General features: G+C 64.8%; 8 protein-coding genes and 1 pseudogene. 7 read left to right on the top strand and 2 right to left on the bottom strand.

Features of this window, described 5'->3' with window-relative positions; translation table 11 throughout:
- Positions 1–11: 11 nt before the first annotated feature.
- The 3 genes from E3T51_RS16060 to E3T51_RS16050 all read left to right on the top strand — a co-directional run bounded on the left by E3T51_RS16060 (position 12) and on the right by E3T51_RS16050 (position 5,370).
- Positions 12–3,416 carry a pyruvate carboxylase gene (locus E3T51_RS16060; RefSeq protein WP_134530734.1) on the top strand — a complete coding sequence of 1,135 codons (3,405 nt, stop codon included), beginning with the start codon at positions 12–14 and terminating at the stop codon, positions 3,414–3,416.
- Positions 3,417–3,451: 35 nt separating this feature from the next.
- On the top strand, positions 3,452–4,813 hold the full coding sequence (locus E3T51_RS16055) for a MinD/ParA family ATP-binding protein (protein ID WP_134530733.1): 1,362 nt from the start codon (positions 3,452–3,454) through the stop codon (positions 4,811–4,813).
- Positions 4,814–4,878: 65 nt separating this feature from the next.
- Positions 4,879–5,370 carry a peptide deformylase gene (locus tag E3T51_RS16050; RefSeq protein WP_134530732.1) on the top strand — a complete coding sequence of 164 codons (492 nt, stop codon included), beginning with the start codon at positions 4,879–4,881 and terminating at the stop codon, positions 5,368–5,370.
- 252 nt (positions 5,371–5,622) lie between these two features.
- Here E3T51_RS16050 and E3T51_RS16045 read toward each other — a convergent pair whose 3' ends face one another.
- On the bottom strand, positions 5,623–7,455 hold the full coding sequence (locus E3T51_RS16045) for an AMP-dependent synthetase/ligase (protein WP_134530731.1): 1,833 nt from the start codon (positions 7,453–7,455) through the stop codon (positions 5,623–5,625).
- A gap of 174 nt (positions 7,456–7,629) precedes the next feature.
- On the opposite strand from E3T51_RS16045, the gene E3T51_RS16040 reads away from it, so the two are divergent.
- From E3T51_RS16040 to E3T51_RS16025, 4 genes and pseudogenes are all read left to right on the top strand, one after another.
- On the top strand, positions 7,630–8,574 hold the full coding sequence (locus tag E3T51_RS16040; protein WP_134530730.1) for an ROK family glucokinase: 945 nt from the start codon (positions 7,630–7,632) through the stop codon (positions 8,572–8,574).
- Positions 8,575–8,661: 87 nt separating this feature from the next.
- Complete coding sequence (locus E3T51_RS16035; RefSeq protein ID WP_134530729.1) at positions 8,662–9,351, top strand: lysophospholipid acyltransferase family protein; 690 nt, start codon at positions 8,662–8,664, stop codon at positions 9,349–9,351.
- Positions 9,352–9,451: 100 nt separating this feature from the next.
- Positions 9,452–10,822: a class II 3-deoxy-7-phosphoheptulonate synthase gene (locus E3T51_RS16030; protein WP_104191896.1), complete on the top strand. Its 1,371-nt coding sequence runs from the start codon at positions 9,452–9,454 to the stop codon at positions 10,820–10,822.
- Positions 10,823–11,163: 341 nt separating this feature from the next.
- A pseudogene (locus E3T51_RS16025) lies at positions 11,164–11,466 on the top strand (3-deoxy-7-phosphoheptulonate synthase); the annotation flags it as partial.
- An 86-nt stretch (positions 11,467–11,552) separates the two neighbouring features.
- On the opposite strand, the gene pknB reads toward E3T51_RS16025, so the two are convergent.
- Positions 11,553–13,529 (bottom strand): Stk1 family PASTA domain-containing Ser/Thr kinase, encoded by a 1,977-nt coding sequence (pknB, locus tag E3T51_RS16020; protein WP_134530728.1) that lies wholly within the window; start codon positions 13,527–13,529, stop codon positions 11,553–11,555.
- Positions 13,530–13,600 lie beyond the last annotated feature (71 nt).

Below are 13,600 nucleotides of genomic sequence, written 5' to 3'. Positions count from 1 at the left end.
GAAAGGCCTGCATGTTTGAAAAAATCCTTGTTGCCAACCGCGGAGAGATCGCGATTCGTGCCATGCGCGCGGCTTACGAGCTCGGAGCCAAGACCGTGGCGGTGTTTCCATTCGAGGACCGCAACTCTTTGCACCGTCTGAAAGCGGATGAGGCGTACCAGATTGGTGAGGTCGGGCACCCGGTTCGCGCTTATCTCGACGTGAGTGAAATCATCCGCGTGGCCAGGGAATGTGGCGCCGACGCCATTTATCCCGGCTACGGTTTTCTGTCGGAGAACCCCGAACTGGCCGATGCGGCCGCTGCTGCCGGCATCACATTTATCGGTCCGGGCGCCGACGTACTTGAAATGGCCGGCAACAAGGTCACCGCGAAGGAACACGCTATCGCTGCGGGCGTACCCGTACTTAAATCGACACAGCCGTCGACCGACGTTGAACTGTTGATCAGTCAGGCCGATGAGATCGGCTTCCCCATCTTTGCCAAGGCCGTGGCTGGTGGTGGCGGACGCGGCATGCGCCGGGTGGCGAAGAAGAGCGAGCTGCGCGGGGCTCTTGAAGAGGCCATGCGTGAGGCCACCAGTGCGTTCGGCGACCCGACGATGTTCCTGGAGGCTGCGGTGCTGCGCCCCCGACACATCGAGGTGCAGATTTTGGCGGATGCTTCTGGCGAAACCGTGCACCTGTTCGAGCGCGACTGCTCGGTGCAGCGTCGGCACCAGAAGGTGATTGAGATCGCCCCGGCGCCGAACCTCAGTGATGAAATTCGGGTGCAGTTGTACGCTGACGCCATCAAGTTCGCCCGGTCGATCGGCTATGTCAACGCCGGCACCGTCGAGTTCCTGCTCGACACCGTGGGCGAACGCGCCGGGCAGCACGTATTCATCGAGATGAACCCCCGCATCCAGGTGGAGCACACCGTGACCGAAGAGGTCACCGATGTCGACCTCGTGCAGGCGCAGATTCGCATTGCTGCGGGGGATACGCTCGCTGAGATCGGCCTCACCCAGGGCGAGATCCGCCTGCGCGGCGCAGCCCTGCAGTGCCGCATCACGACCGAAGACCCCGCGGCGGGGTTCCGCCCCGACACCGGCAAGATCACCACCTATCGCTCACCCGGTGGCGCCGGCATCCGCCTGGACGGTGGAACCATCAACACGGGCGCGCAGATCAGCCCACACTTCGACTCGATGCTCGCCAAGCTCACCTGTCGCGGCCGGGACTACGCCGCCGCCGTTGTGCGCTCCAAGCGAGCGCTGGCCGAATTCCGCATTCGCGGCGTGTCCACCAACATCTCCTTTTTGCAGGCCGTGCTCGACGACCCCGACTTCGCTGCCGGCGACCTCAGTACCTCGTTCATCGACGAGCGCCCGGAGCTGCTGCGCGGCCGCGAATCCAAGGACCGCGGCACCAAGATTCTCAACTGGCTCGCCGAGGTCACCGTCAACCAGCCCAACGGCGCCCCGCCGACCATGGTGCACCCGCGTGACAAGCTGCCACAGCTCGACATCACCCAGCCCGCCCCCGACGGCTCGCGGCAGAAGCTGCAGCTGCTCGGCCCCACCAAGTTCGCCGCCTCCTTACGTGCCCAGACCGCGCTGGCCGTGACCGACACGACGTTCCGGGATGCGCACCAGTCGCTGCTGGCGACGCGGGTACGCACCAAAGACCTCGTCGCCGTTGCACCCTATGTGGCCCGGCTGACGCCGCAGCTGCTCTCGGTCGAGGCCTGGGGCGGCGCCACCTACGACGTGGCGCTGCGTTTTCTCGGTGAAGACCCGTGGGAGCGCCTCGCGAGCCTGCGCGAGGCCCTGCCGAACATCAACCTGCAGATGCTGCTGCGCGGCCGCAACACAGTGGGCTACACCCCCTACCCGACCGAGGTCACCGACGCGTTCGTGCGCGAGGCGACCGACACCGGCGTGGACATCTTTCGCATCTTCGACGCACTGAACGACGTGTCGCAGATGCGGCCGGCTATCGACGCGGTGCTGAATACCGGCACTGCCCTGGCCGAGGTCGCCGTCTGCTACACCGGAGATTTGCTCGACCCGGCCGAGAACCTCTACACGCTCGACTACTACCTGCGCCTGGCCGATCAGATCGTTGAAAGCGGCGCGCACGTGATCGGCATCAAGGACATGGCGGGGTTGCTCCGCCCGAGCGCCGCCGAGAAGCTCGTGGCCGCGTTCCGGGAACGCTTCGACCTGCCCGTCCACGTGCACACCCACGACACCCCGGGCGGCCAGCTCGCCACGCTGCTGGCCGCAGCTCGGGCCGGCGCCGACGCCGTCGACGTCGCATCCGCTCCGATGGCCGGCACGACCAGCCAGCCGTCGGCATCCTCTCTCGTGGCCGCCCTCGCCCACACCGAACGCGACACCGGCATTTCGCTCAAGGCAACGACCGACCTCGAGCCGTACTGGGAAGCCGTGCGCACCCTGTACTCCCCGTTCGAATCGGGCCTGTCCGCACCGACCGGCCGGGTGTATTCGCACGAGATCCCCGGCGGGCAGCTGTCGAACCTGCGCACCCAGGCCGTCGCGCTCGGCCTGGCCGACCATTTTGAACTGATCGAAGACATGTACACCGCCGCGAACACGATTCTTGGACGGGTTCCCAAGGTCACTCCCTCGTCCAAGGTGGTCGGCGACCTCGCCCTCTACCTCGCCGCGGTGAAGGCCGATCCGGCCGACTTCGAGCGAAACCCGGGCAACTACGATGTCCCTGACTCGGTCATCGGCTTCATGGCGGGCGAGCTCGGCGACCTGCCCGGTGGCTGGCCCGAGCCGTTTCGCACCAAGGTGCTCGCGGGACGTGACGTGCGCGTCGGCGTCACCGAGATCACCGCGGGGGAGCGCGCCGCGCTCGGCGCCTCGAGCGTCGAACGTCGTGCCATGCTCAATCAGCTGCTGTTCCCCGCGCCGACCCGCCAATTCGAACAGGTCAGAGAAAGCTACGGCGACCTCTCGGTTGTCGACACCGTCGACTACCTCTACGGCCTTCAGCAGGGCCAGGAGCACGCCGTCGAAATTGCCAAGGGTGTGCGGCTCTACGTGGGTCTTGAAGCGATTGGTGAGGCCGACGACAAGGGCATGCGCACCGTCATGACCATTCTCAACGGCCAGCTGCGCCCGGTGTTCGTGCGTGACACGAGCATCACCGTGCAAACCAAGGTCGCCGAGAAAGCGGATGCCAACCAGCCCGGCCAGATCGCTGCCCCGTTCTCCGGCGTGGTCACCCTGCAGGTCGAAGAGGGTACGCACGTCGAAGCCGGCCAGAGCGTCGCGTCGATCGAAGCCATGAAGATGGAAGCGGCGATCACCTCGCCGATCGCCGGGACCATCGAACGCGTCGCCATCCCGCTCACCCAGCAGGTCGATGCGGGCGATCTGCTCGTCACGGTGCGTCCACGCTAAGATTAGTGCCGTTATCGACCAGTTGAGGATGTACCGTGCCAGACAAACGTATTGACGACCAGAGCGCGCCCGCCCGCCCGGTGTCTGCTGCAAAGCGAACCCGCGACGAGCGCGACAGTTTGGACACGCGCGGTGACGATTACCACAGTGAGCTGCCACCGCACACCATCGACAACCTCGCCGCGTCGTTGCCCGAAAGCCTGAGCGTTCCGATCGAGGTGACGGTCGGGCCCCGCCGCTCGGTGGCCGCCGCCGTTCGGCCAGCATCCCTCCCGAGCAACGGGATCGAGACAACGCGGATCATGTCGACCCCGGCCACCCACACCGTCGAAATCTCAACGCCAGCACCGGCCAGGACAGCCGGCGCCAGTTCCGCCATCGAATCACTTTCGAGAGCGGATGCCGCCTCCTCCGTCCGGCGCGACCGCATCCGCACCGAAAACAGCACGGCCCCCGAGTCTGCAGCCATGCTCACGTCTGATCGCCTGCTCGCGGTCAACCGCAAGACCCGCAAGGCGCCGCAGGGAGTCTGGCCTGAATTCGTCTATGCGCTGACCCTGCACCTGGTCAACCTCGGCGACTCGGCCAAGGTATGCGCGTATAAAGAAATGGACGAACGCATTCGTCGCCAGTTTGAAGGCGGCACCCGATTCGTGCCGATCCTCACCCGCAAGGGCGGCGTGGGCAAGACCACTGTCACGACCCTGCTCGGCATGGCCCTGGCCGATGCTCGCGATGACCGTATTATTGCCATCGACGCCAACCCCGACCGCGGTACCCTGTCTGAGCGCGTCAGCAAGCAGACACGCTCGACCGTGCGCGACGTCGTCTCCAAGGCCGCATCGATCGGCAACTTCACCGACTTCTCCGCGTTGGTCTCCCGCGACGAGACCCGCCTGGACATTCTCGCCTCCGACACCGACCCGCTTCTCTCCGAAGCATTCGATGAGAACGACTACAACGTCGTCGCCGACCTCGCCGCCCGGTACTACTCGATCGCGTTGACCGACTGCGGCACCGGTATCGTGCACTCGGTTATGCGAGCGACGCTGCAGCGTGCCGATTCCATCGTGATCGTCTCCGGCGGCAGCGTCGACGAGGCCCGATTGGCGTCGGAAACGCTGACCTGGCTCGAAGCGAACGGCTACGGTGAGCTGGTACGCAACGCGATCGTCGCGCTCAACACCGCTACCCAGGGCACCAATCTGGTTCGGCTTGAAGAGATCGAGTCGCACTTCCGCTCCCGTGTGCGCGAAATCGTGCGGATTCCCTACGACCCGCAACTCGCTGCCGGCAGCGTCGTGTCGTACAAGGACCTGAAGCCGATCACCCGGTTGGCCGCACGCACCCTCGCCGAGCTGGTCGTCGAGGGCCTCCCCGCCGACCGCAACCTGTAGCCAGGCGAGCCCCGAGCCGCCGACTCACTCGCCTGTCACCATCCGCCCTACCGAGGAGCTTCCCCGTGCCCGAACGCCAGATCCGTCTCTTCGGAGATCCGGTGCTGAAAACCGTCTCCGATCCCATCGACGGGATTGACGACCGGGTGCGTGGTCTCGTACAGGACCTGGTCGACAGCGTGCAACTGCCCGGTCGGGCCGGCGTTGCCGCCTCGCAGATCGGCGTCAACCTGCGCGCCTTCAGCTACAACGTCGACGGTGTCATCGGCTACATTTTGAATCCGACGGTCGTTGAACTCTCCGGCGAGCCCGACCTCGTCGACGAGGGCTGCCTCTCTGTTCCCGGCCTCTGGTACCCCACGAAGCGCTACCCTTTCGCTCGGGTCACCGGCATCGACCTCGACAACAATCCGGTCGAACTCTTCGGCACCGGCATCATGGCGCAGGCCCTCCAACACGAAACCGACCACCTCGACGGCTTTCTTTACATCGACCGCCTCGACACCGTCAACCGCAAGGCCGCGATGAAGGAAATCCGCGAGTCCACCTGGTTCTGACCGGCGGCCCACTGGCCCTTCCCCCTGAGGGCGCAAGCGCAGTCCGACACGCCCATTACCTGTGGACATGGGCGGAGTGTCCTTTACGTACGGGCGCGGGCGGAGTGTTTCGCGGGGTGGCGAGTTTCGAGGTCTTCTGGGGAGATCCGAACGCACTTCTCGGATCTCCCCAGAAGACCTCGATGTCTGAGCGAGGAGCGGAATGCTCTGCCCGGGCCCGCCTCACCTCGCTCGGTGCGGCCGATCATCCAACTACTCGCGCAGCGAAATCCCCTCGGTGATTGGCGCCCCCGAATACATGTCCTCGATCTCGCCGGCGAAGTCCCGCATAATAATGTTGCGCTTGATGCTCATTTTCGGTGTCAGATGCCCGCTGTCTTCGGTGAACTCAATAGCGAGCACCGAGAATTTGCGAATCGACTCCGCCCGCGACACGCTCTCATTGGCGTGGTCAACCGCGCGCTGGACTTCGGCGAGCACGGCTTTATTGACGGATGCCTGCGCGAGCGACATCCCGGCGTCCTCGTGGTTGTTGTTGAGCCAGACCGGCAGCATGTCGGGGTCGAGGGTGATGAGCGCGCCGATGAACGGCTTTTGGTCGCCCACAACGACGACCTGGCTGATGAGCGGATTCGCACGGATGGGGTCTTCGAGGGCGGCCGGTGCCACGTTCTTGCCGCCGGCCGTGACGATGATCTCCTTTTTACGCCCGGTGATGGTGAGATAACCGTCGGAATCAAAGTCCCCGATATCGCCGGTCTTCAACCAGCCGTCGTCAAAGGTGTCTGCGGTGGCCTGTGCGTTGTTCCAGTACTCCTTGAAAATGTTGACGCCCCTGACCTCAATCTCACCATCGTCCATCACGCGCACCGAGACGCCGGGCAGGGGAGGGCCGACGGTGCCGATCTTGGCCCGCGTGGCCAGGCCCACATTGGCGGGGGCAGTCGTTTCGGTAAGGCCGTAGCCTTCCAAAATGACGATGCCCAGGCTCTTGAAGAAGTGACCGAGGTGGGCGCCGAGCGGAGCGGAACCGGAGACCGCCCAGACGACCTTGCCGCCCATGGCGGCACGCAGTTTGCTGTAAACCAGCTTGTCGAACAGAGCGAATTTGATCTTCATCCCGAACGGAATCGATGTTCCCGCCTGCACCAGCTTGGAATGCTCCACCGCCACATGTGTGGCGGCATCAAAGATTTTGCCTTTGCCCCCGGCAACCGCCTTCTGCTGGGCCGAGTTGTAGACCTTTTCGAATACCCGCGGTACCGCCAGCAGAAAAGTCGGTTGAAAGCTGCCCAGCGCGGCGAGGAGGGTCTTGGTGTCGGCCTGATGACCGACGCGCACACCCGCGTGCACGCACAGCACCGAGATGAAACGAGCGAAGACATGGGCGGTGGTGATGAACAACAGGGTCGAGGCGCCTTCGGGGTGAATCAGCACTTCCTTGAGCGCGACCGCGGCATTTCGACTGGTCTCGAGAAAATTCGCGTGGGTGAGCACGCAGCCTTTGGGTTTGCCCGTCGAACCGGAGGTGTAGATGAGGGTAGCCATGTCATCGCCCACGGCGAGATTACGGCGACGTTCGATCTCAGCGTCTGTCACGACGGCGCCCCCGGCGACGAGCTTGTCGAGGTCGCCCAGATCAATCTGCCAGACCGAACGGATTGCGGCCAGCTCCGGATGCACTTCATCGAAGCGGGCGAAATGATCGGCGGTTTCGACGATGACCGCCATGGCGCCGGAGTCGCTGAGGTTCCACTGCACCTGCTTGGGCGAGCTGGTCTCGTAAACGGGCACCAGAATTGCTCCGGCGAACCATACGGCGAAGTCGATCAGGGTCCACTCGTAGCGGGTTTTGCAGATGAGCCCGATCTTGTCGCCGGGCTCAATGCCAGCGGCAACGAACCCCTTGGCCAGCGCTACGACCTGCGCGTGGAACTCCCGAGTGGTGACGGGAAGCCATTGGCCGCCACGCGGCAGCGAAAAAAGTACAAGATCAGGAGTCGCGGTCAGGCGGTCCATCAGCAGGTCGGTGATATTGGCGCCTGGATCGGCGGGAACGACGGCGGGCATATCAAACTGTTTCACGGCAACTCCTTCGGTACCGGCTGAACGTGCCAACTGCGCAATCGCAAGGGAATTCAGCGGTGAGCGGGTGTTTCGTCCAGCGGCAAACTGGTTTACTACACTCTAGAGGGTGTCCTGCGTGGCCGTCCGGCTGACGGACGCGACTTTTCCCAGGCCGAGAAAGAAAGGTGGCCCGTGCACGCCATAGGTATCGATATCGGGGGCACCAAGATTGCCGGAGCGCTGGTCGACGAGGCGGGCACCATCATCCGCTCTGATCGACAGCCAACGACGCCGGGCAACCCGGACGCGATCGAGGATGCCGTTGTTGCGATGATTCGCGGCCTCTCCGAGGGCGAAGAGGTTGTCGCGGCCGGGGTCGCTGCGGCTGGTTTCATCGACTCCGCCCAGTCGACCGTGTACTACGCACCGAATATCAGCTGGCGCAACGAGCCGTTCCGCGACAAGCTCGAGGCTCGACTCGACCTGCCCATCGTGATCGAAAACGATGCCAACGCGGCCGGTTGGGCGGAGTTTCGCTTCGGTGCTGGTCGCCCGTACACCGACATGGTCACCCTGACCGTCGGCACCGGCGTGGGCGGCGCGATCGTGACGGGCAATGCCCTGTTCCGCGGTGGCTTTGGCGCCGGCGCTGAACTGGGTCATCTCCGGCTCGTGCCCGACGGGCTTCCCTGTGGCTGCGGAGCCCATGGCTGCCTGGAACAGTACGGCTCAGGTCGGGCACTGCTGCGTATCGCCAACGAATTCGCGGATGCCGGCGGTATCGGCCTGGGCCTGGCCGCCGTCCGTGAGCGGCGCGGCAAACTCACCGGTAAGGAAGTGGGGCGGCTGATCCAAGACGGTGACGGCGGCGCTCGCGCGGCGCTGCGCCAGCTGGGCAGCTCCCTCGGGCAGGGCTGCGCGAGCCTCGGTGCCGTGCTCGACCCGCAGGTGTTCGTGTTCGGCGGGGGAGTGGCGGCAGCCGGAGACCTGCTGCTCGAACCGATTCGTGCCGCCTACCTCGAATATTTGCCGGCGCGCGGCTACCACCCGGAAGCGGAGTTCGCCATTGCCCAGCTCGTCAACGATGCCGGTGTCGTGGGAGCGGCCGACCTGGCCCGAATACACGCGGTGCGCTGAGCGGATGCCGTGGGCGCCGGCCGCGCGCGGCATCCGCTTTGCCGGGGCAGGCGGACTAAGCTTTCGTAGTCGGATAAGGGAGTGCGAATGTTCTATTGGTTCATGAAGAACATCGTCATCGGCCCGCTGTTGCTCACGCTGTTTCGACCGTGGATCATCGGCCTGGAGAACATTCCGAAGACCGGCCCGGTCATTCTCGCCAGCAACCACCTCTCGTTCATCGATTCGGTTTTTCTGCCGCTTGTCGTGCCGCGTCGCGTGGCGTTTCTCGCCAAGAGCGACTATTTCACCGGCAAGGGTCTCAAAGGCTGGGCCACACGGCAGTTTCTCACCGCGGCGGGACAGCTCCCCATCGATCGCTCAGGCGGTCAGGCCTCGGAGGATTCGCTGAACACCGGCCTTCGAGTGCTCGGCGAGGGCCGCATCCTCGGCATCTATCCCGAGGGGACGCGCAGCCCTGACGCCCGCCTGTATCGCGGACGTACCGGTGTGGCCCGTATGGTGCTGGAATCGGGAGTGACGGTCATTCCCGTCGCCATGATCGACACCGAGAAGGCCATGCCCACCGGCACCAGGATTCCGCAGGTGCGTCGGATCGGCATTGTGATCGGCACACCGCTTGACTTCACCCGGTTCACGGGCATGGAGGGGGACCGGTTCGTACTGCGCAGCGTCACCGATGAACTCATGTACGAGTTGCAGCGACTCAGCACGCAGGAGTACGTCGACGTCTACGCTTCCTCGGTCAAGGAGAAGCGGGCCAGCCTTTCGCGATAAGCTGCTGGAAGTGCTGTCTGCGCGTGTGACGGTGCAGCACCTCATCCATTTCGGGTCGGTACGCCTTGTACAGCCCAGCAGAGAAAACAGGAATCATCCCGTGGTAGACCCCACCGAGCCCATTGTTGCCGCAGAAGCCTCTGTCATCACGGGTCTCGACCACTGGCGCACGCTGCCGATCAAGCAGCAGCCGACCTGGCCCGACGCCGCCAAGGTGGCGGCGGCATCCGCTGAGCTGGCGACCCAGCCGCCGCTGGTCTTCGCCGGTGAGGTCGATATTCTGCGCGACCGGCTGGCTCAGGCCGCCGGTGGGCAGGGTTTTCTGTTGCAGGGCGGCGACTGCGCCGAGACGTTCAGCGGCGCTACGGCCGATCAGATTCGCAACCGGGTCAAGACCGTGCTGCAGATGGCCGTTGTGCTCACCTACGGTGCGTCGATGCCGGTGATCAAGATGGGGCGCATGGCCGGCCAGTTCGCCAAGCCCCGCTCGAGCGATTTCGAGACCCGCGACGGTGTAACGCTTCCGGCGTACCGCGGCGATATCGTCAACGGTTACCCGTTCACGCCCGAGTCGCGCGAGGCCGACCCTGACCGGCTCGTCAAGGCCTACCACACTTCTGCCTCAACCCTCAATCTCATTCGTGCGTTTACGCAGGGTGGCTTCGCCGACCTGCGCCAGGTGCACAGCTGGAACCAGGGCTTCGCCGCCAACCCGGCCAACCAGCAGTATGAGAAGGTGGCCAAGGAGATCGACCGCGCGATCAAGTTCATGATCGCCTGCGGTGCTGACTTCGAAGCGATGCGGCGCACCGAGTTCTACACCAGCCACGAGGGCCTGCTGATGGACTACGAGCGCCCAATGACCCGCATCGACTCCCGCACCGGAACGCCGTACAACACCTCAGCCCACTTCATCTGGATCGGAGAGCGCACCCGTGACCTCGACGGCGCTCACGTGGACTTCTTGTCGCGGGTACGCAACCCGATCGGCGTCAAGCTCGGCCCGACCACCTCGACGGACGACATGCTGCGACTCGTTGACAAGCTCGACCCGAACCGCGAACCCGGCCGCCTCACTTTCATCACCCGCATGGGCGCCGGCAAGGTGCGCGACGCCCTGCCCCCGTTGCTCGAGGCCATCAAGGCCAGCGAAGCCACGCCGCTGTGGGTCAGCGACCCAATGCACGGCAATGGCGTCACCACCCCGACCGGGTACAAGACGCGTCGTTTCGACGACGTCGTCGACGAGGTCAAGGGCTTCTTCGAGGCACACCGTGCCGTGGGAACGCACCCCGGTGGAATCCACGTCGAGCTCACCGGAGACGATGTCACCGAGTGCCTCGGCGGCTCTGAGCACATCGACGAGGCCGCCCTCGCGACCCGGTACGAGTCCCTCTGCGACCCGCGCCTGAACCATATGCAGTCCCTTGAGCTGGCGTTCCTGGTGGCCGAGGAGCTAGCCGCCCGCTAGCCCCCTCGTCGACGGGGCCCGGGCCCGGGCTCTGGGCCCAGTTTATAAACTGGGCCCAGAGTCGTAAGGTGGGCCCGAGATGCTGGGGGTGCTTTTCTGCCAAGTTCTGGCCAGTTAGGGTCAGGAGGAGCGGAGGCCGCGGGCATCCGTTCGGCCACGGCGTGCTTCGCGGTACTTGCGCCAGTGCGCCGGAGTCGCGGACTGGCCAGAAGTCCCGCGTAACTCGTTGCGCGGGACCTACGCCAGTGCGCGGGAGTTGGACCTCCCGCGCACTGGCGCAGCTCCCGCGCGTCGTGAATTGCTACGGACAATGAGCTGAGACTCGCACTGCGGTGAACGACATTTACGACCCAATGCACGGCAACGGCGTCACCACCCCGACCGGGTACAAGACGCGTCGTTTCGACGATGTCGTCGACGAGGTCAAGGGCTTCTTCGAGGCACACCGTGCCGTGGGGACGCACCCCGGTGGAATCCACGTCGAGCTCACCGGAGACGATGTCACCGAGTGCCTCGGCGGCTCTGAGCACATCGACGAGGCCGCCCTCGCGACCCGGTACGAGTCCCTCTGCGACCCGCGCCTGAACCATATGCAGTCCCTTGAGCTGGCGTTCCTGGTCGCCGAGGAGCTAGCCGCACGCTAGCCCCCTCGTCGACGGGGCCCGGGCCCGGGCCCGGGCTCTGGGCCCAGTTTATAAACTGGGCCCAGAGTCGTAAGGTGGGCCCGATATTAGCCGAACGGGTTCGTCGGCTTGAGCGTGATCGTGCTGCCCTTGGCTGCTGCCGTACCAGCGACAGGGTTCGTGGATGCAACGTCGAGGAGCGCGGCGATCGCGTCAGCGCCAAGGTTGTAACTCAAAACGAAACCGAGCGCGGTCAGGGTGTCTTTGCCCTCGTTCCAGGACATGCCAACGACATTGGGCACTGTGACCGGCTCGGGCCCGCGGGAGATGACCAGGGTGAGGGTGGCACCCTCGCGAATTGTGCCATCAGGCACCTGCGCAGTGATGACGTCGCCCTCTGCGACCGTGTCGCTGTACGACTGCTCGCCCGAGACCACGACCAGGTTCTTGCCGACCAGAATGTCGGTGGCCTCGGCCACGGTCTTGCCGTCGACGTTTGGAATGGAGCCGAGCGACACGACGAGATTCACGGTGAGGCCTTCGAAGTACTCGCCGCCAGCCGAGACGTCGGCGCCGTCGGATTCCTTGCTGGCAGAGATGACAGAGCCTGCGGCCACGTCACCGTTGAAGATTGGGTCGACGCTGCCCAAGACGGCCTTCAAATCGGTGATGGCAGCGGATGCCGCCTCCTGCGCCAAACCGGCCAGGGCCGGCAGCGTGATGGGCTGCAGGCCTTGGGAGACGATGATCGTGACCGTGCTGTCCTGCGGAACCCGGCTGCCGGCATCCGGATCAGTGCCGATGACGAGCCCCTCGGCGATCGTGGCGCTGAAGGCACCACCAAGCTCGGGCGTGAGGCCGAGCTTGGTCAGTTGTGTCGACGCGGCCTCGGGGGAGGCCGACGCGACGTCGGGCACAGACACGTCTGACCCGGGGCCGGAGCCGAAATACCAACCGGTACCGCCGAGGGCAGCAGCGATGAGGAGAACGAGGGCGAAAAGCCAGAATCCACGGCCCTTGCGCTTGTCCACTTTTTTGCTCAGTAGATCACCGTTGTCGACCGGACCGACCGGACCGGTACCGATCGGGTGAATTCCGAGCAGGGTTGCGGCGGGAGGTTTTGTGGGAGCGAGCTTGGCACCGAGAACCTGCGTTTCGGCATCCGCGACCGGGTTCGCGCCGGTGCGCAGGCTGACGGGTAGCACCATGGTCGACTGCAGAGCCAATTCCTGAGTACCGCCGCGCACCAGGGCGCTTACGTCATGCAGTTGATCGAGCATGACTCTGGCGTCACGGGGGCGGTCTTCCGGGTCGCGCGCAGTGGCCCAGAGCACGAGTTCGTCGAGTTCGTGGGGAACGGAGGCGACCTTGCTGCTCGGCATCGGCACAGTGTCGTTGGCGTGCTGGTAAGCAATTTGCATCGGTGCCTCGCCCACATAGGGTTGCTCACCGGTAAGCATTTCGAAGGTCATGATGCCGAGGGCATAGATATCGCTGCGTGCATCGGCGATACCGCGGGTGACGAGCTCGGGGGAAAGGTACGCGATGGTTCCCAGCAGGGCCTGGCCGGTCGCTGTGTTGTTGTTGACCGCGCGCGCCAGGCCGAAGTCGCTGATCTTGATGCGGCCGTCATCGGCGAGCAGCACGTTCTCCGGCTTGACATCGCGGTGCACGATGCCCGCCTTGTGGGCGGCCGCCAGCCCGCTGAGCACGGCCTCGAGAATATCGAGTGTCTGCTCGGGGGTGAGGCGACCGTAGTCCTTGAGCAAGTCACGCAGGGTGATCCCGGGAAGATATTCCATCACGAGGTAAGCCATGTCCGCGTCCTGGCCCTGGTCGAAGACGTTCACGACGTTCGGGTGGGCGAGTCGGGCAGCCGACCTGGCCTCCTGAATGAACCGGACCTTGAACGCGCTGTCGTCGGCGAGGTGGCCGTGCATGATCTTGATGGCGACCCGGCGTTCGAGGCGCAGGTCAGTGGCAAGATAGACCGTGGCCATGCCGCCGCGCGCAATGCGCGAGCGCACTTGATACCGGCCGTCGATAAGACGGCCTATCGTCGGGTCGGTCGAAGGAACGGTCACTCCTAGATTCTACGGAATTCGGCGGCGGCACCGGCGCGCGGCGCGCAGACGGGGACCATCCAGGTCGGGGC

The organism is Cryobacterium serini (assembly GCF_004404025.1).
GTDB lineage: Bacteria > Actinomycetota > Actinomycetes > Actinomycetales > Microbacteriaceae > Cryobacterium > Cryobacterium serini.
This window is presented reverse-complemented; position numbering and strand designations above follow the sequence as displayed.

Bases quoted from the DNA above. Each gene is read 5' to 3' on its own strand.
- E3T51_RS16060 (WP_134530734.1), top strand. From the start codon at position 12: ATGTTTGAAAAAATCCTTGTTGCCAACCGCGGAGAGATCGCGATTCGT.
- E3T51_RS16035 (WP_134530729.1), top strand. From the start codon at position 8,662: ATGTTCTATTGGTTCATGAAGAACATCGTCATCGGCCCGCTGTTGCTC.